The organism is Marinobacterium nitratireducens (genome assembly GCF_014645375.1).
Classification (GTDB): domain Bacteria; phylum Pseudomonadota; class Gammaproteobacteria; order Pseudomonadales; family Balneatricaceae; genus Marinobacterium_A; species Marinobacterium_A nitratireducens.
Map to the genome: position 1 here is coordinate 388,758 of NZ_BMLT01000002.1, position 18,552 is coordinate 407,309.

The following is an 18,552-nucleotide window of genomic DNA, read 5'->3' on the forward strand; positions in this document are numbered from 1 at the left end:
GCGGGGAGCCGCACCAGTGGCGGAGGGAGGTAGTGATGCTCAGTGAGCTGAAGTCGATGTGGAAGGTGCTGCAGCACACGCTCAGGCCCCGCGAGACGGTGCAGTACCCCGAGGAAAAGCCCTACCTCGCCCCCCGCTACCGCGGTCGCATCGTGCTGACCCGCGACCCCGACGGCGAGGAACGATGCGTTGCCTGCAACCTCTGCGCCGTGGCCTGCCCGGTGGACTGCATCGCGCTGCAGAAAACCGAGGACGAGACTGGCCGCTGGTATCCCGAGTTTTTCCGTATCAACTTTTCCCGCTGCATCCTCTGCGGCCTCTGCGAAGAAGCCTGCCCGACGCTGGCGATACAGCTGACGCCGGATTTCGAGATGGCCGAGTACGAGCGCCAGAGCATGGTTTACGAAAAGGAGGACCTGCTGATCTCAGGACCGGGCAAGTATCACCAGTACAGTTTCTACCGCTTCGCCGGCAAGGCGATAGGCGGCAAGGGCAAGGGCGAGGCCGCGCACGAGGCCGAACCGATCGATACCCGGAGTCTGTTGCCGTGACCACGCTTTTCTACCTGACCATGCTGATTGCGCTGCTGGCGGCTTTGCAGGTGGTGCGCGGGCTCAACGCGGTGCACGCGCTGCTGCATCTGATCGTGGCCCTGCTGGCTCTGGCGCTGCTGTTCTTTCTGCTCGGTGCGCCTTTCGCCGCTGCGCTCGAGGTGATCGTCTACGCCGGCGCCATCATGGTGCTGATGGTGTTCGTGATCATGATGCTGAACCAGGGTGACGCCGCCGTCGAGCAGGAGCGAGCCTGGCTGGACGGCGCCAGCTGGCGGGGGCCGGGTCTGCTGTGCGCGTTGTTGCTGCTGGAGCTCGGCTATCTGCTGCTGGCCTCCGATACCGGCAGCGCGGGCTGGCGGCCGGTGGCCGCGGCCGAAGTGGGGCGCGCGCTGTACGGCCCCTATCTGCTGCTGGTGGAGCTGGCGTCGATGCTGCTGCTGGCCGCGCTGGTGGGAGCCTGGCACCTGGCGCGGGCGCTGAAAAACAGGAGAGGTGAGGAGTCATGACCGAACTTCCGGTCGAGCATGGGCTGCTGTTCGCGGCGGCATTGTTCTGTATCGGCTTGGTGGGCGTGCTGATCCGGCGCAATCTGATATTCATCCTGATGTCGCTGGAGCTGATGCTCAACGCCACCGCTTTCGTATTCGTGCTCGGCGGAGCCCTGCATGGCAATGCCGACGGTCAGGTGATGTTTCTGATGATTCTCACCCTGGCGGCGGCGGAAATCGCGGTGGCGCTGGCGCTTGTGGTGCACCTGTATCGGCGCTATCGCAGTCTCGACGCCGACCGGCTGGAAGCGATGAAGGGATGAGCATGAAACCGGCATCCGGGACCGGCTGCGCCCGCCGGGCGGAGACATAGCATGGCGGCCCTGCTGCTGTGGATACCGCTGATGCCGCTGCTGAGCAGTCTGCTGTTGCTGCTGGCCGGTGCGCGCCTGGGCGAACGTCCGGTCGCGCTCCTGGGTGTCGGTTCGGTGGCGCTCTCGGCCCTGTTCAGCCTGGCGGCGATACTGAGCTTCTCCGCCTCCGACGGCGTTGCCTGGGGCATCGAGACGCTGCCCTGGTTCAGCGCCCTCGGGCTCGAGGTGGGTTTCAGTCTGCACTTCGACGGACTGAGCGCGGTGATGGTGGGCGTCATTACCGGCGTCGGCCTGCTGATTCACCTCTATTCGGTCGCCTATATGGCCGGTGACGCGGATTTCGCGCGCTTCTTTGCCTACCTCAACCTGTTCGTCGCGATGATGCTGATACTGGTGCTGGCCGGAGACTTTCTGCTGCTGTATCTGGGCTGGGAGGGCGTGGGCCTGTGCAGCTTCCTGCTCATCGGTTTCTGGTACCGTCAGCCGGAAAACGGCTACGCTGCCCGCAAGGCGTTCGTCGTCACCCGCATCGGGGATGTCGCGCTGGCGCTGGGGTTGCTGATACTGGTGCAGCAATTCGGCATGCTGAATATTCAGGACAGTGTGGATCAGGCCCGGCAGCTGTGGCCCGGCAGCGACCTGGCCGGCTGGGTGGCGCTGCTGCTGCTTGGCGGCGCTGTCGGCAAGTCGGCGCAGCTGCCGCTGCAGACCTGGTTGCCGGACGCCATGGCCGGCCCCACGCCGGTCAGTGCGCTGATACACGCCGCCACCATGGTCACTGCCGGCGTCTATCTGATTGCCCGGACCCAGGGCATTTTTATGCTGGCGCCACAGGTGTTGCAGCTGGTGGCGCTGGTCGGTGCGATGACACTGTTCCTGGCGGCCTGCAGCGCGCTGGTGCAGCACGATCTCAAGCGGATTCTGGCCTACTCAACCATCAGCCAGATCGGCTACATGTTCTTCGCCCTCGGCACCGGCGCCTTTTCGGCGGCTGTCTTCCACCTGATGACCCATGCCTTTTTCAAGGCGCTGCTGTTCCTCGCCGCCGGCCAGGTGATAATGAGTCTGCATCACGAGCAGGATACCCGTCGCATGGGAGGGTTGCTGCGACCGATGCCGTTCAGCGCCCTCTGCTTTGCCATCGGCTGCGCGGCTCTGGCGGCGCTGCCGCTGACCTCGGGTTTCTACAGCAAAGATGCCATTCTGCTGCAGGCCTATGCGCAGGGTGGAGCAGGTTTCGCCTGGTGGCTGGCGCTGGCCGGGGCGCTGGTGACGGCGCTCTACAGTCTGCGATTGTTCGTGCGGCTGTTCCTGGGCGATTGTCGCACTCTGCCCGAGCCGGACAACCGCCCGCTGCTTTGCTGGCCGCTGGGGATTCTGTGCCTGCTGGCGCTGTTCGGCGCCCTGATACCGCAACCGCTGCATGACGTTTTCAGTGCGGCGCCGCAGGCGCACGTGCCGTTGCCGGTGCACCTGCTCGTGCTGGCGATGCCCGTTATCGGACTGGTGGCGGGGATCTGGCTGCTGCTGCGTCACCGCGACTGGCGGCAGGCGTTTGCCACGGGCGCGCTGGCGCGCTGGTGGCGGGCGGGCTGGGGTTTCGATGTGCTGTACGACTGGCTGCTGGTGCGACCGTTGCTGTGGCTGGCAAGAGTGAACCGACGCGACCTGGCCGACCTGCCGGTACAGCTGCTGGTCTGGACGAGCCGGATTTGTCACCAGGGACTGTCGCGCCTGCAGAGCGGGCGGCTGCGACACTATGCCGTCGGTATCGTCGGTGGCGCCGTGCTGATACTGGCGGTGGTGCTATGAAGACGGCGGCGTTGCGCGCGAGGAGGGATCCATGATTCTGGTCTGGCTGCTGCTGCTGCCTCTGCTTGCCGCGCTGTTCGCACCGCAGGTCGAGCACTGGCGTGCTGACGGCAGCCGCTGGCTGAGTCTGACGGCGCTGGGACTGCAGGCGCTGCTGTTGCTTGCCGCCGCCGGCGGCGGCGGCGACTGGTGGCTGGAGTCGCGCGCCGACTGGCTGCCGCGGCTTGGCATCGGCTGGCACCTGGGGCTGGACGGGCTCAGCTACCTGTTGCTCTGGCTCACCGTCGCGCTCGGTGCCGTTTCGGTGCTGATTTCTTGGCGCGAGATCCGCCAGCGGGTGGCGTTTTTCCATTGCAACCTGATGCTGTCGGTCGCCGGCATCGTCGGCGTTTTTCTGGCGCTGGACCTGTTTCTGTTCTTCGTGTTCTGGGAGCTGATGCTGATTCCCATGGTGTTGCTGATCGCGATCTGGGGGCACGACAACCGCCGCTATGCGGCGACCAAGTTCTTCATCTTCACCCAGGCCAGCAGCCTGCTGATGCTCATCGCCATTCTGGGGCTGGCGTTCGCGCATCAGTCGCAAACCGGAACCCTCAGCTTCGATCGCGATGCGCTGTTGCGCCTCGAGCTGGCGCCGGGGCTGGCTTACTGGCTGATGCTGGGCTTCTTTGTCGCCTTTGCCGTCAAGCTGCCGATGGTGCCGCTGCATACCTGGTTGCCGGATGCGCACACCGAAGCGCCCACCGCCGGCAGCGTGCTGCTGGCGGCGATTCTGCTCAAGACCGGCGCTTACGGGCTGCTGCGCTTCTCGCTGCCGCTTTTCCCCGCGGCCAGCGCCGATTTCTCGCCCGTGGCGATGGCGCTTGGCGTCGCCGGCATCCTCTACGGCGCCAAGCTGGCCTTTGCGCAGGATGACATGAAGCGTCTGGTAGCCTACACCAGTGTCAGCCACATGGGCTTTGTGCTGCTGGGCATCTACGCGCTCAATGGCATGGCGCTGCAGGGCGCGGTGATGCAGATGCTGGCCCATGGTTTCAGTACCGCGGCGCTGTTCATTGTCGTCGGCATGCTTCAGGAGCGCTGGCACACACGGGATCTTCGGCAACTGGGCGGACTCTGGACGCAGCTGCCCCGGCTGTCGGGCTTTACGCTGCTGTTCGCGCTGGCGTCGCTGGGGCTGCCGGGACTCGCCAACTTCATCGCCGAGTTTTTGATTCTGGCCGGCGCTTTTCAGCGTAGCTGGCCGCTGACGGCGGTTGCAGCACTGGGGCTGGTCGGTGCCGCGCTCTATGCGCTGCTGCTGGTGCAGCGCGGGCTCTGGGGCGGGGGCGCACCGGCGCCGGGCAGGCACGACTGCTCGCGACGCGAATGGCTGGTGCTTGGGGCGCTGGCGCTGGCGCTGTTCTGGTTCGGTTTGCACCCGCAGCCGGTGCTGGATCTGGTGCGCGAGCCGCTGGTGCAGCTGCTGGATGCGCCGCACCATGCCGCCGAGTCGCCGCCGCGGCTGCCGGTCGGGAGCTGGTTATGATCGGCGCGGCCGAACTCAGGGCGCTGCTGCCGCTGATGCTGGTGGCGCTGACCGCCATCGGCACCCTGCTGCTGGCGGGGTTCAGGCGCGATGCCAGGCTCGCGGCCCTGGGCTATCAGGGCGGGCTGCTGCTAACGCTGCTGACATTGCCCTGGGCGCTGCCGGAGCAACCCCTGGAGGTGACGCCACTGCTGCGAATCGACGGCTTCTTCGGCTACTTCGCGGCGCTCTTCGTGCTGGTGGCGATGGCGGTTGGCCTGATGATGCAGCGACAGGTGCGAAGCAAGACTTCCGGGGAGAGGGTCGAGGAGAGTTACGTGCTGCTGGCCATCTGTCTGCTCGGCGCCCTGGTGCTGGCCGGCGCGCAGCACTTTGCCGCGCTCTTCGTCGGCCTCGAGCTGATCAGTGTCGCCAGCTTCGCGCTGGTGGCCTACCCCTGTGGCGGCAGGCCCTCCACCGATATACGTCAGCGCAACAGCCTGGAGGCCGGGCTCAAGTATCTGGTGCTGTCCTCGGTGGCGTCCGGCTTCCTGCTGTTCGGTATCGGCTGCCTGTATCTCGACAGCGGCTCGCTGGCATTTGCGCCGCTGCCACCCTCGACGTCGCTGGCGTTGCCGGGGCTGGCGCTGCTGCTGGTCGGTGTTGCATTCAAGCTGGCGCTGGTGCCCTTCCACTTCTGGTCGCCGGATATTTACCAGGGGGCGCCGACGCCGGTTGCGGCGCTGGTGGCGACGCTGTCCAAGGGCGCGCTGTTCGCGGTGATGCTGCGCTATCTGTGGTTCGGTGCGCTGCAGGAACTGGAAACCCTGGTGCCGGCGGTTGCCTTGCTGGCGAGCCTGTCGATGCTCGGCGGTAACCTGCTGGCATTGCGGCAGCGGGATATCAAGCGACTGCTGGCGTATTCGTCGATCGCGCACCTGGGCTATCTGCTGCTGGTGCTGCTGGCGATTGGCCATGCCGGGGTTGCGATCGAGGCCGGAGCCTTCTACGTACTGGCCTACAGTCTGACGACGCTGGGGGCCTTCGCACTGATCGGCTGCGTCTGCGAAGCCGGCGACGAGCCGGACTATCGCCTCGAGGCTTTCGCCGGGTTGATCTGGCGCGCACCGCTGCTGGGTGCCAGTCTGATGCTGATTCTGCTGTCGCTGGCCGGCATTCCGCTGACAGTCGGCTTCATCGGCAAGTTCTACATCGTTGCGGCGGGCGTGGATGCCGGCCTCTGGTGGCTGCTGGCGGTGCTGGTCGCTGGCAGCGCGATCGGACTCTACTACTATTTGCGGATCATCCTGATCATGCTGGCACCGCAGTCGGAGCCGTCGGGTATCGGCGGTGGTCGCTGGCTGGTATACGGGCTGACGCTGCTGCTGGTGCTGTTGGGGGTGTATCCGCTGCCGGTGCTGCAGTGGTTGCCAGTGCTATAGCAGCCTTCGTGCTTGGCCGCAGTAGATCAGCGTTAAGTCCGACAGGCTGCTAGGGCCTATATTTAGGGTGTCGGGAAGCTGCCGGCACCGTATTCGGGGGAGACAGGAATGAAGAGTTTCGAGACCGTGGGGGACATCGTCGACAATGCCATCGCCATTCATCGGGGGGCCGAACAACTATTCCGGGGGCTGCGGGCGCAGACTGCCGACACGCGGGCGCAGATGCTGCTGGACTACATGATCAAGCACGAGCAGCAGATGGAGACCAGCGTGCACAACCTGCGCCGCTCGGGGTCGCAGGGGGTACTGGGAACCTATATTCAGTACACCCTCGAGGAAGCTCCCGGCGCTTATCTGGCTTCGCTGTCAGAATCCTTTCCGGACCCCACGGCCGATCAGGTGTGCGATATCGGTCTGCGTCTGGACGGCTATCTCGTCGAGCTGTTCGAAGGTGCCCGCAAGGAAATCGACGCGCCCAAGGCGATGGATTTCCTGCAGGACCTCATGGACCTGGAGGCGCTGGAACGCCGCAAGCTGAGTCAGACGCTGAACTCCCTGCACGATCTCTGACCCGTCCGGCTGCGCTCCTGTCAGGAAGGCAGCCAGGTTATCCCTGGCGGAAGTGGTCGATCAAGGCGCGGTTTCGGGTTTTTCGAGAGCCTGGGTGCGCTATTTTTGTATTGCCTGCATGAAATCGCTAAAAAATCATCATTTAATGGCTGTGAAAGGTTGTTTGAGGTGAAAATTGCCGCGACTTTGCACACATTCACTGCCGCCTGCCCCGTACAATAGCTCTCAACGAAATGGCTGATCACCTCAGCGACGCCGGTACCCGGGCGCCTATCAGGCGCAGGGCACTGCCGGCGCGACCCGGACCCACGAAGACCGGAGCAGAGGGAGCCTACCCCGGACCCGGGTGCTCAGCATTTCGCTACCCCATCACGGCAAGACAGGTAACTGCAATGTTCAACAACAGTCCGATGCTATCGCTACGACTTTGGCGCAGTTGCCGGGCCTGGAGTCCCTTCGACTCCTAGAGATTCATGTGGCGCCCGGTAGCTGATTGATGGCCACAATCCTCTGATCCAGCTTCCGGAGATACCCAGATGAACCGTTTCGACCATCGTAAATACCGCCCCTTCGCACCGATTCGCAAGACCGACCGACGCTGGCCCGACCAGGTCATCGAGCGCTCTCCCCAGTGGTGCAGCGTCGACCTGCGCGACGGCAACCAGGCCCTGATCGAGCCGATGAACGTGGTGCAGAAGCGCCGCATGTTCGAGTTGCTGGTCAGGCTCGGCTTCAAGGAGATCGAGGTCGGCTTCCCGGCCGCATCGCAGCCTGATTTCGACTTCGTCCGCACCCTGATCACAGAACAGCTGATTCCGGACGACGTCACCATCCAGGTTCTGACCCAGGCCCGTGAAGAACTGATTCAGCGTACCTTCGAGTCGCTGCGCGGTGCGCGCCGGGCGGTGGTGCACGTTTACAACTCCACCTCGACGGTGCAGCGCGAGCAGGTGTTCGGACTCGACCGCGACGGCATCAAGGCCATCGCCGTACGCGGCGCCGAAATCGTCAAGCGCGAGGCGCGCAAGTACCCGCAGACCGAGTGGGTTTTCCAGTATTCGCCGGAAAGCTTCACCGGTACCGAACTGGACTATGCCGTCGAGGTCTGCGATGCGGTCACCGCGGTGTGGCAGCCGACGCCGGACAACAAGGCGATCATCAACCTGCCGGCGACCGTCGAGATGGCGACGCCGAACGTCTTTGCCGATCAGGTGGAATGGGTCTGCGACCATATCGCGCGACGCGATTCGCTGATCATCAGCGTGCACACGCACAACGATCGCGGCTGCGGCGTTGCCGCCGCGGAGCTCGCGGTGATGGCCGGCGCGGACCGGGTCGAGGGCACCCTGCTCGGCAACGGCGAACGTACCGGCAACATGGATATCGTCACCATGGCGCTGAACCTCTACAGCCAGGGCATCGACCCGCAGCTGGACCTGTCCAACATGGACGAAATCGTCGAGTGCGTCAAAGCCTGCACCCAGCTGCCGGTGCATCCGCGCCACCCCTACGCCGGCGAGCTGGTGTTCACCGCCTTTTCCGGCAGCCACCAGGATGCCATTCGCAAGTGCCTGGCGCGGCGCCAGAGCGACAGCCCCTGGGAGGTGGCCTACCTGCCGATCGATCCGGAAGACCTGGGCCGCGACTATCAGGCGGTGATCCGTATCAACAGCCAGTCCGGCAAGGGCGGGGTGGCCTACGTGCTGGAGCGCGAGTACGGCATCCAGATGCCGCGCTGGATGCAGATAGAGTTCAGTGCCCAGGTGCAGCGCGCCACCGAGGAGAGCGCCGGCGAGCTGAACGGTCCGCAGATTTGGCAGATTTTCCGCGACCATTACCTGGCGAACGCCAGCGGCTGCAGCGTGCACAATTACCAGCTTCGCCGCGACAACGGTCAGGACCGTCTCGACGCCGAGATCGACTGGTTCGGCGAGGCGATGTCGGTATCGGGTTGTGGCACCGGCGTGGTAGGCGCTTTCGTTGACGGCCTCAACCGGCAGCTGGCGCAGCCGGTGGTGCTGGTGGAGTACAGCGAGCATGCGATGGGCGACGACCACGGTGCCGGCAGCGACGCCATCGCCTATGTGCAGGCCAGCGTCGACGGCAATCGCTTCAGCGGGGTTGCGGTCAGCGAGGATATCGTCACCGCGTCGCTGAATGCCATCCTCGATGCCCTGGCGCGCGCCCGTGACGAGGTGCAGGTAAGCGCCGCCTGACGATAGGGTTATGGTCTCGATTGTATTTTCGCAGCCTGCGGCCGGGGTCCGCTGCGCCCGGGATAACGTAGGGCGACCCTGAGCGAAGCGAACGGCGCCAGACAATGGCACGTTTCGTTGCACTCAAGGTGCCCTACGGTTTTGGTCTGGCCCGAGCGGCTATCCCCGGCGCAGGCCGGCGACCAGCATGGCCAGGGTGAACAGCACCATCAGGCCGCCGAAGGCCACCAGGGCTTCGGCCATGGTGATGCCCAGCGGTAGCTCCGGCGTATAGCCGCAGGGTTCCCAGATCTCGAACAGCGTCGGCCACCACTGGTCCGGTGCGAACCAGGGCGGCAGCCCCGATTCCATGCTGCAGCTGCCTTCGATCCAGCCGCGCTCGATCCCTAAGGTTTTCCAGGAACGTTCCAGCATCCCCACCATGGTCACGAACGCCAGCAGCAGCGTCAGCAGACGCAGCGGCTTGCTGCCGTGGCCGAGCAGTCCGAGCAGGGCCACCAGAATGAAGCCGGCGAGCCAGAGCCTTATATGCACGCAGAGTACGCAGGGGCCGTATCCGAGCTCGTACTGGTAGTAAAGGGCCACGCCTTCGAGGGCCAGGCCGAGCAGGATCATCGCCAGCCAGAACAGGGCGCTGCGGCCCAGGGCGCTTAAGCGGTCGAACATCGAAAATTCCTTGATAGCGACGGGGTGTGCGCTATCAGATCACAAAAAGGCGGCGGGGTTCCAGCCAGGCGGCCGGAGCGCGAAGGCCCCGGCAGCCTGAGGGGCCCGACCTTAGAAGCGGTAGCTGAGGCTGGCGGTGTAGTTGTCGATATCGGCCTTGCCGCCGATCAGGTCGTCATCGTAGTCGATCTCGTAGTGGGCGTACTCGGCACGAACGTCCCAGTTGGCGTTCAGCGCATAGGTCAGGCCGAGACCGTAGACCACGTCGGTGCCGTCAGCGACTTCGTGCTGATCGAGGTATTCAATATCGGTTTCCCAGTTGAAGGCGCCGACCCGGCCGTAGATGCCGAAACCGTAGTTCAGTGGAATGGTGCCGACCAGGCTGAGCTCGTAGCCTTCGGTTTCGAAGGAAACGCCCTCGGAGAACGGGCCTACCTCGAAATCGGCGCTGGGCTTGCCCATGTTGGTGAAAGCGCCTTCCACAGCCACGTAGTCGTTGAAGGCGTAACCGAAGTAGATCCGGTAGGATTTATCGCTGTCATCGATCTTGCCTATGCTCGGCGTCACTACCAGTCCTTCTTCGGCGGCAAAGTCCGCAAGAGCCTGGTTGACGTCGCTTTTCGGAACATCCTGCTCGGCCCAGCCAAGCCCGGCGCCGAAGTAGCCACCCTGGGCGGCAGCGTTGGCGGAGCCGAAAACGGCGGCGGAAAAGAGGGCGGCACTCAAGAGCTTTTTCGACATGGTGACTTCTTCCTGAAGTAGAGAGTGGACGTAATCCCGTACCGGGACGGGGCCATTGTAACCCCGGATTGTTGCATCGCGAAATGGCGCGGTGCCAGTGTCAGCCATAGCGTTTGCGACTTTGACGCAGCGCTACCCAGGTATTGGTGCCGATGGCGCCGAGGATGGCGGCGCCGCCGACCAGGGTGAATACGGACGTGGTTTCGCCGAGCGCCAGCCAGACCCACACCGGCCCCAGTACCGTTTCGATCAGCATGAACAGGCTGACCTCGGCCGACGGCATGTACTTCGGTGCGGTCCAGATCAGCAGTGTCGCCAGCGGGATCTGCACCAGGCCCATCAGTGCCAGCCAGCCGTAACTGGCGGGCGCAAGCGACAGCGGTTCGGCCAGCGGCCAGCTGATCAGGCCGGCGACGGCGCCGGACAGTGCGATCAACGGCAGGCGCGGCAGCCCCGGCAGGCGCCGCAGCAGGGTGAACATCGCGCCCATGCCGACCGCCAGCGTCAGCGCGGCCAGATCGCCCTGCCAGCTGTCGCCGCCGTCGCCGGAGCCGGCGAATACCAGCAGCACCCCGGCGAGCGACACGAGGATCGAGATCATGGTGCGGCGCTGCACCCGCTCGCCGAGAAAAATGCGCGAGAAAAGGGCGGCGAACAGCGGCGAGCTGGCGAGTATCACCACGGTGTTGGCGGCGCTGGTATGACTGATCGAAAACACGAACAGACAGGTATTGATGCCGTAGGCAACGCCGGTGGCGATGGCAATGGCCCAGAGCGCGGCGCTTTGGGGCCAGGACTGGCGGCGGCGCAGGCACAGGCTGAGCAGCAGCGTCGCCAGGCAGGTGAGCCAGCCGCGCCAGAATACGACGTTCCAGGCCGAGCTGTCGGCGAGGCGTATCAGCAGGGCATCGAAGCTCAGCACCAGCACCCCGGTTGCGGCGATCAGCATGCCGCGGGCGTGGTCGTTGTCGAATCCGCCAGTCAGGGCTACCGGCTTCTGTGTTATCTGCATTGTTGCATTACTCCTGACAGGTCGCATGGCGGCTTGGCCGCCATGCGTCGGGCTCAGAGCCGCATGAGCTGCAGCCGTCCGCCCCAGAAAAAGATCGACAGGCCCGCCAGAATCACCGCGGTGCCGCCCCAGGTCGAGGCTGTGACGACTTCGCCGTTCAGCCAGCTGCCCAGCAGCAGCGCGAACACCGGCGTCACCAGCGTGACCAGCGCCACGGTGCTCGGCGGCAGCCTGCTGAGGATATGGAAGTAGCTGACGAACCCCACCAGCGAGCCAAACACCGCCAGGTACAGAATCGCCCAGGGGGAGTGACTGTCGAAGTCCAGTTGCGGCGCCGAGCCGTCCAGCAGGGCCCACAGCAGGCCATAGGCCGGCAGGCTCAGCAGCAGCGCGCCGACCGTCTGCGACAGCGGGTGAATCGCCAGCCCCTCGCGCTTGACCAGTACGCCGCTGAGGCTGAACAGCAAAGCGGCCAACAGAAGTAGCGTCACGCCGGGGCCGCTGCCCGGGCCCAGTGCGCTGCCGTCGAGGAAGATCCATCCCAGCCCCGCGATACCGAGCAGGCAGGCGCACCAGCGATGCGGCGCAAAGGGCGCCTCATCCAGCAGCAGCTGCGCCAGCAACGCCGAGATCATCGGCGACAGGCCGAAAATTACCGAAATCAGCCCCGACGGGATGTACTGCACTGCGGTATAGGTCGCCGCCATGGCGCCGAAGATCCCCAGGGTGGCACAGGCGTAGGAGCGCAGCGCCGCGCGGTGCCAGGGCAGTTCCAGTCGCAGCGCTCGGACCAGCAGCCAGCCCAGCAGCGCGGCAATCGCCATGCGCAGCCAGGCGGCCATCAGCGGATGAATGGTTTCGCTGCTCCAGGCCACACCCAGCGGGGTGGTGGCCCAGATCACCAGAACGGCCAGGTAGGCGCTCTGCACGGACATCGTCTGTTCTCCCTGTCGATGATGGAAACGTCCTGTTTCCGCTGCCGCGAGTATCGCCCGGGGCCACAAACAACAAGGCCGCAGGCGGTAGCGCTGCGGCCTCGGAAACCCGGTAATGACTGGAACCGGTTACCCGACCGCAGACGGCCACATCCAGCGGGCCACGCGGGCCAGTCGGAGAGCGGCAATGTGTCGATGCTGCGGATTCGGGATCATGGTGTATTTCCAGTTAGAAGATCGACATCTTGCGCCCGAGTTGACTATGCGGTCAAGCCTGGTCTGCTCTCTTTATGGTCCCGTGCACGAATTCGGTGCATCTGCTTGCCTGTGACAGGGTATGACGGCTGACCGACGCCTTCGGTCGCCGCAACGGCACCGGCGATCCCGTTCGCGACCGCTTTCTTTTTTGCCGTCATTCCCGCGCAAGCGGGGATCCAGCAGTTCCCGGCGTTTATGGATTCCCGCATTCGCGGGAATGACGGTGCCTCGGGAATGATGGTGCCGCGGGAATGACGGTCCCTCTAAGGTGATTTAATTTCGAATGCTGACAAGCAGGCCGCTAACTAAGACTTAACTTTCCCACTAATCCGCGAAGAACCTTTCTTTTCCTGGTGATGCTTCAGATGGCGACGGGCCAGATCGGCGTTGGCCGCAACGGATCGTCATCGGGGTCGTTGCAGCCGCTTTGGCGCTCCAGATAGTCTAGGATTACGCCGGGTATGTCGTTGTTGAGCGAGCCCAGGCCGCGGTTGCCGAACAACCGGTTGAATTCGAGCACGAAGGGGTAGCCGTCGACCATGGCGATGTCGAAGCCGGCGTGGTTGATATCCAGCGCCGTTGCCAGGCGATGCACCAGTGCCACGGCGGCCTCCGGCAGCGGGCTGTGGTCGATCCGGCCGCCACGGGACAGGTTGTTGTGAAAACCCTGGTCGGACTGTCGTCGCCAGAAGCCGCCGATGACCCGGTCGCCGATCCAGATGATGCGCAGATCGCGGTCGATCGGCAGCCACTCCTGGACGTAGAGACTGGGGGTGAGCTTCAGGTAACGCTGCCAGTCATCCTGACTTTCGATCAGGAATACCCCCTCGCCCATGGAACTCTTGGGGATCTTGGCGACGAAGGGCAGCGCCATCTGTTGCCACAGTCGCTCAGCCGAGGTCGGATCATTGGGCGCGGTCAGCGTCCAGGGCACGTGCTCCGGCGCCACGGCCATGAAGGCGCGGGTCATCTCGATCTTGTTGTGGCCGATCAGGTAGCTGGCGAGGCTGGGAAAAATGCGTCGTTTCAGTCCGAACACCAGAGGGTTGATCTGCCAGTACTCGGGGAACAGCACCCAGTCGGCCTCGCGCAGGTCGGCCAGGTGGGTGAAGAACAGCTCTGGCTTGATATAGTGGGTTTCAGGCAGGCGCAGGGTGCGGAAAGCGTCGAAAGACACCAGTTTCATTCAGGGTCATGCTCAAGGCCTAAGGTGGGCGGATTTTATACAGCTTCGCGGTTGTGGGGAATAGATTTCGATGCGCCGAAACGGCAGGGATCGACAGGTGATGATGGCGAAAGGGGCAAGGCGATTCAGGTATGTGCCGGGGCTGTGGATAACCCTGTTGATGGCGGGTTGTCTGGGGACGGCGGACGACAGCCTCAACGGCGAACTGGCGTGGGACCGCGTCGAGCTGACCGCCGAGCGCGATGAGCCGATTCTGGAAATCCACGCCCGGGAAGGTACCCGGGTCGATGCCGGCGCACTGCTGCTGACGCAGGACGGCAGGCGCGTCGCGGCGCAGCTGGCCGAGGCCGGAGCTGTGCACCGCGAGGCCCGGGCCCGCCTCGCGGAACTCGAGCGTGGTCCGCGCAACGAGCGCATCGAGGCCGCGCAGGCCCGTTTGGCCGGCGCCGAGGCCGAAGCCGCCAACGCTGCGCGGGAGCTGGCCCGGCTGCAGTCGCTGCAAAGCCGTAAACTTGCCAGCGCCGAGGCTTTGGATCTTGCCCGGACCCGTCTGGCGGCCACTGAGGCCGCGCGTCAGGTGGCGCGGGCCGAGCTCGACGAGCTGCTGCGCGGGGCTACGGCCGAAGAGCTGGCGCAGGCGCGGGCGCGGGCGGACCAGGCCCGCAACCGCATGGTACAGCTGCGGCTGACACTGGACCGTCTCAGCGTTCGGGCACCCGCAGGCGGGCTCATCGACGATCTGCCGTTCGAGGTCGGCGAACGGCCGCCGGCCGGCAAGGTGGTGGCGGTGCTGCTCACCGGCGATGCGCCCTATGCCCGGGTGTATGTGCCGGAGCCGATGCGGGCGTCGCTGGCGGCCGGGGACGACGCCCGGGTGCGTGTCGACGGTCTGGAGACGGTCTACGACGGCCGTATCAGGCGCATCAGCTCGGATCCGAGTTTTACGCCGTTCGAGTCGCTGACCGAACGGGACCGCTCGAGGCTCAGCTACCTCGCCGAAATCGAGCTCGAAGGCGAGGGTCTGGCGCGCCTGCCGGGCGGGTTGCCGGTGCGCGTGAGCTTCCCGGGGTTGGCGCCTTGAGCGCCGACAGCGTGATCGAGGCGCGGGGGCTGACCCGTCGTTTCGGTGATCTGGTTGCAGTCGACCGGCTCGACCTCGAGGTTCCGCGCGGGCAGGTGTACGGCTTTCTCGGGCCCAATGGCTCCGGCAAGTCGACCACCATCCGGCTGCTGTGCGGGCTGCTGCTGCCGAGCGAGGGCAGCGCCCGGGTGCTGGGGCACGAGGTGCCGGCCGAGGCCGAGCAGCTAAAGCGAAGGATCGGCTACATGACGCAGCGTTTCTCGCTTTATGGTGATATGCGCGTCAGCGAGAACCTGCGTTTCATCGCCCGTATCTACGGGCTGTCGGGTGGCCGGCTGCGTCGACGGCTGGACGAGTCGATGCGGCAGTACCGGCTCGATGGGCTGAGCCGGCAGTTCGCCCGCGATCTCAGCGGCGGCCAGCGTCAGCGCCTGGCGCTGGCGGCGGCGACGCTGCACGAGCCGGAACTGCTGCTGCTGGACGAGCCGACCAGCGCGGTCGATCCCCAGACGCGTCGGGATTTCTGGGATGCCCTGTTCGCGCTGGTGGAGGGGGGCACCACTATCCTGGTCTCGACTCACTACATGGACGAGGCCGAGCGCTGTCACCGGCTGGCGATTCTGGACCAGGGCGTGCTGGTGGCGGACGGAGCCCCCGACGAACTGATGTCCGGCATTGACTGCCGCGTGGTGGCGGTGGAGTCTTCGAAGCCGCGCCGGGTGATGCAGGAGCTGTCACAGGATGAGTGGATACTCAGCGTCACTCAGCTGGGCAATCGCCAGCGTGTGCTGGTGAGCCGTGACGTGGACGGCCCGGTCGATCGCGTCAGGTCGACGCTCGAACGGGCCGGTCTCGACAGCGTCTGTCGCGAGGTCGAGCCGAGCCTCGAGGACGTCTTCGTGGTTGTCACCCGTCACAGCGCCGCTGGCCGGGGGGAAGGCTGATGGCTGCGCTGCAGCGGCTGCTGGCGATTCTGTACAAGGAAGTGCTCTACCTCGGGCGCGACCGCCTGACCTTCGGCATGATCTTCGGCATCCCGGTGATGCAGATCATCCTGTTCGGCTACGCCATCAACACCGACGTGCGCGAGCTGCGCGCCGCAGTGGCGGATCAGGCCGGTACCGCGCTGTCGCGGCAGTTGCTGGCGGAGCTCGAGGCCTCGCAGGTGCTGCGCATCGACTCCCGCGCGGCATCCGGTGACGAGCTGCAGCTTATGCTCGATACCGGGCAGATCCACGTCGGCGTGCTGATCCCGCCGGACTTCGGCCGCCGCCTGCAGCAGGGCGAGCGGCCGGCGGTGCAGCTGCTGGTCGACGGCAGCGATCCGATTATCCTGTCCACCGCCCGCACCCTGACGTCGATGCCGTTCGAGTTCGATACACGGGCGCGTCAGGAGCGTGCGCCGCCGCTGTTCGAGGTGCGCAATTTCTACAACCCGGAGCGGCGCTCGTCGGTGTTCGTGGTACCGGGGCTGATCGGCGTCATTCTGACCATGACGATGGTGATGTTCACCGCGGTGGCGGTGGTGCGCGAGCGCGAGGGCGGCAATCTCGAGCTGCTGATCAACACCCCGGTCAGCTCGCTGGAGCTGATGATCGGCAAGATCCTGCCTTACGTGCTGATCGGCCTGATCCAGGTCTCGCTGATCACGGGCCTGGGCGCGCTGCTGTTCCATGTCCCGGTCAATGGCTCCCTCGGCAACGTCTATCTGGCGTCGCTGCTGTTTATCGCCTCGAACCTGGGACTGGGGCTGATGATCTCGACGCTGGTCGGCACCCAGTTTCAGGCCATCCAGCTGACCTTCTTCTTTTTCCTGCCATCGATCCTGTTGTCCGGCTTCATGTTCCCGTTCGATGGCATGCCGCTTGCTGCACGCTGGATTGCCGAAGGTTTGCCGCTGACGCACTTCGTGCGGCTTATCCGCGGCATCATGCTGCGTGGCGCCGACCTGGTGGAGCTCTGGCCCGAAGTACTGGCGTTACTGGGATTTTTCGTGCTGACCATGGGGGCGGCGGTGCTGCGCTTTCACAAACGGCTAGACTGAACGGATCAGCGGTCGCTCCCAGGGAGCGTGCCAGACCCGATCGAATGCAGGTATTGACCCCGGCCCCGCTGGCCGGGGAATGAGACGGAGGCAGTATGAGTCTTGAAGACCTCAAGCTTGGCCTGCGGAATATCGCCGACAGCGACTATCCGCAGATCAAGAAGCTGATGGACCTGGTCTATCCCGATATCGGCGGCGCCTGGCCGGAATCCACCATCCGCCAGCTGGTGGAGGAGTTTCCGGAAGGGCAGATCTGCGTTGTCGACGGCGACGATGTGGTCGGTATCGCGCTGACGGCGCTGGTCAGTTACCAGAAATTCAGCAACCCCCACACCTATGACGACCTGATCGGCCGCGAGGAGGAGATTCACGTCGATCCGGAGGGCGATGCGCTGTACGGGCTCGATGTGCTGATTCATCCCGACTATCGTGGTTACCGGCTCGGACGGCGCCTCTACGACGCCCGCAAGGAGCTGTGCCGGCAGTTCAATCTCAAGGGAATTCTCGCCGGCGGACGCATTCCCAACTTCCACCAGTACAGTGACGAGATGTCGGCGCGGGAATATATCGGCAAGGTGTCGCGCAAGGAAATCTACGATCCCATTCTCAGCTTTCAGCTCTCCAACAGCTTCACCGTCAAGCGACTGTTGCGGCGCTATTTGCCGGAGGACGAAAAATCCGCGGGCTACGCCACCCTGCTGGAGTGGGACAATATCCTCTACGAGCCCGAGGAGCGCCCGATCAGCACCCGCAAGACGCAGATCCGCGTCGGCGTGGTGCAGTGGCAGATGAGGACCATCCGCTCGGTGGAGGACATCCTGCAGCAGGTCGAGTACTTCGTCGACACCGTGTCGGAATACGAGAGCGACTTCGTGCTGTTTCCCGAGTTCTTCAACGGTGCTCTGATGGGGCTGACGAACCAGGCGCAGCGTACCGAGGCGATCCGCTACCTGGCCGGTTACACCGAGCAGTTCCGCGAATCGATGCTGCAGATGGCGGTGAGCTACAACATCAACATCATCACCGGCTCCATGCCGCTGCTGGAGAACGAGCGGCTCTACAATGTCGCCTATCTGTGCCACCGCGACGGCACCTGCGAGGAGCAGCGCAAGCTGCATATCACCCCGCACGAGCGCAACGACTGGGTTATCGAGGGGGGCGAGGGGCTCAAGGTGTTCGACACCGATGCCGGCAAGATCGGCATCCTGATCTGCTACGATGTCGAGTTTCCGGAACTGGCGCGGTTGCTGGCCGATGGCGGCATGGAGGTATTGTTCGTGCCGTTCTGGACCGACACCAAGAACAGCTACCTGCGGGTGCGTCACTGCGCCCAGGCGCGGGCGATCGAGAACGAGTGCTACGTCTGCATCGCCGGCAGCGTCGGCAATTTGCCGAGTGTCGATAACCTCGACGTCCAGTACGCGCAGTCGGCGGTGTTCTCGCCGTCGGATTTCATGTTCCCGCACGATGCGGTGCTGAACGAAACCACGCCAAACACCGAGATGATCATGTTCTCCGACCTGGACCTCGACAAGCTCAAGGTGGTGCGGGCCGAGGGGTCGGTCACCAACCTGCGCGATCGCCGGCACGACCTCTATCAGCTGAGCATACGCGGCGAACTGGAAACCACACAGAGCTGAGGCGGGCGCTGCGTTTGGTCGCGGCC

At 64.7% G+C, this 18,552-nt stretch carries 17 protein-coding genes; 12 read left to right on the forward strand and 5 right to left on the reverse strand.

What is annotated here, in order from left to right; translation table 11 throughout:
- Nucleotides 1–35 precede the first annotated feature (35 nt).
- The 8 genes from nuoI to leuA all read left to right on the forward strand — a co-directional run bounded on the left by nuoI (nt 36) and on the right by leuA (nt 8,963).
- Entirely contained in the window at nt 36–551 is a 516-nt protein-coding gene (nuoI, locus tag IEX85_RS04725) for an NADH-quinone oxidoreductase subunit NuoI (protein ID WP_188858861.1), read from the forward strand.
- Nucleotides 548–1,060, forward strand: a complete 513-nt coding sequence (gene nuoJ, locus IEX85_RS04730; RefSeq protein ID WP_188858863.1) for an NADH-quinone oxidoreductase subunit J — start codon at nt 548–550, stop codon at nt 1,058–1,060. Before nuoI ends, nuoJ begins: the two co-directional genes overlap by 4 nt.
- Complete coding sequence (nuoK, locus tag IEX85_RS04735) at nt 1,057–1,365, forward strand: NADH-quinone oxidoreductase subunit NuoK (RefSeq protein ID WP_188858865.1); 309 nt, start codon at nt 1,057–1,059, stop codon at nt 1,363–1,365. The genes nuoJ and nuoK overlap by 4 nt, the downstream gene beginning before the upstream one ends.
- Before the next feature lie 51 nt (nt 1,366–1,416).
- The gene (gene nuoL, locus IEX85_RS04740; protein ID WP_188858867.1) at nt 1,417–3,228 is read left to right on the forward strand and encodes an NADH-quinone oxidoreductase subunit L; all 1,812 of its coding nucleotides are present in this window, start codon (nt 1,417–1,419) and stop codon (nt 3,226–3,228) included.
- Nucleotides 3,229–3,259: 31 nt separating this feature from the next.
- Nucleotides 3,260–4,756 (forward strand): complex I subunit 4 family protein, encoded by a 1,497-nt coding sequence (locus tag IEX85_RS04745; RefSeq protein ID WP_188858869.1) that lies wholly within the window; start codon nt 3,260–3,262, stop codon nt 4,754–4,756.
- Complete coding sequence (locus IEX85_RS04750) at nt 4,753–6,177, forward strand: NADH-quinone oxidoreductase subunit N (RefSeq protein WP_188858871.1); 1,425 nt, start codon at nt 4,753–4,755, stop codon at nt 6,175–6,177. Before IEX85_RS04745 ends, IEX85_RS04750 begins: the two co-directional genes overlap by 4 nt.
- Nucleotides 6,178–6,285: 108 nt before the next feature.
- On the forward strand, nt 6,286–6,747 hold the full coding sequence (locus IEX85_RS04755) for a hypothetical protein (protein WP_188858873.1): 462 nt from the start codon (nt 6,286–6,288) through the stop codon (nt 6,745–6,747).
- 536 nt (nt 6,748–7,283) lie between these two features.
- Nucleotides 7,284–8,963, forward strand: coding sequence for a 2-isopropylmalate synthase (gene leuA, locus IEX85_RS04760; protein ID WP_188858875.1), 1,680 nt, complete (start codon nt 7,284–7,286; stop codon nt 8,961–8,963).
- A 159-nt stretch (nt 8,964–9,122) separates the two neighbouring features.
- Here the strand turns inward: leuA and IEX85_RS04765 are convergent, their stop codons facing one another.
- From IEX85_RS04765 to IEX85_RS04785, 5 genes are all read right to left on the reverse strand, one after another.
- Nucleotides 9,123–9,629 (reverse strand): disulfide bond formation protein B, encoded by a 507-nt coding sequence (locus IEX85_RS04765; protein WP_188858877.1) that lies wholly within the window; start codon nt 9,627–9,629, stop codon nt 9,123–9,125.
- A 111-nt stretch (nt 9,630–9,740) separates the two neighbouring features.
- Nucleotides 9,741–10,370 carry an outer membrane beta-barrel protein gene (locus IEX85_RS04770; RefSeq protein WP_188858879.1) on the reverse strand — a complete coding sequence of 210 codons (630 nt, stop codon included), beginning with the start codon at nt 10,368–10,370 and terminating at the stop codon, nt 9,741–9,743.
- Between the two features lie 100 nt (nt 10,371–10,470).
- The gene (locus IEX85_RS04775; protein ID WP_188858881.1) at nt 10,471–11,382 is read right to left on the reverse strand and encodes a DMT family transporter; all 912 of its coding nucleotides are present in this window, start codon (nt 11,380–11,382) and stop codon (nt 10,471–10,473) included.
- A 53-nt stretch (nt 11,383–11,435) separates the two neighbouring features.
- Complete coding sequence (locus IEX85_RS04780; protein WP_188858883.1) at nt 11,436–12,317, reverse strand: DMT family transporter; 882 nt, start codon at nt 12,315–12,317, stop codon at nt 11,436–11,438.
- A gap of 619 nt (nt 12,318–12,936) precedes the next feature.
- The gene (locus IEX85_RS04785; RefSeq protein WP_188858885.1) at nt 12,937–13,761 is read right to left on the reverse strand and encodes an ATP-grasp domain-containing protein; all 825 of its coding nucleotides are present in this window, start codon (nt 13,759–13,761) and stop codon (nt 12,937–12,939) included.
- A 160-nt stretch (nt 13,762–13,921) separates the two neighbouring features.
- Here IEX85_RS04785 and IEX85_RS04790 point away from each other — a divergent pair, with 160 nt between their 5' ends.
- The 4 genes from IEX85_RS04790 (at nt 13,922) to IEX85_RS04805 (ending at nt 18,526) form a co-directional block, all read left to right on the forward strand.
- Entirely contained in the window at nt 13,922–14,842 is a 921-nt protein-coding gene (locus tag IEX85_RS04790) for an HlyD family secretion protein (protein ID WP_188858887.1), read from the forward strand.
- A complete protein-coding gene (locus IEX85_RS04795) occupies nt 14,839–15,786 on the forward strand; it encodes an ABC transporter ATP-binding protein (protein ID WP_229721794.1) in 948 nt (315 codons plus the stop codon). The genes IEX85_RS04790 and IEX85_RS04795 overlap by 4 nt, the downstream gene beginning before the upstream one ends.
- Nucleotides 15,786–16,886, forward strand: a complete 1,101-nt coding sequence (locus tag IEX85_RS04800) for an ABC transporter permease (protein WP_188858889.1) — start codon at nt 15,786–15,788, stop codon at nt 16,884–16,886. The genes IEX85_RS04795 and IEX85_RS04800 overlap by 1 nt, the downstream gene beginning before the upstream one ends.
- 95 nt (nt 16,887–16,981) lie before the next feature.
- Nucleotides 16,982–18,526: a carbon-nitrogen hydrolase family protein gene (locus tag IEX85_RS04805; RefSeq protein ID WP_188858891.1), complete on the forward strand. Its 1,545-nt coding sequence runs from the start codon at nt 16,982–16,984 to the stop codon at nt 18,524–18,526.
- Nucleotides 18,527–18,552 lie beyond the last annotated feature (26 nt).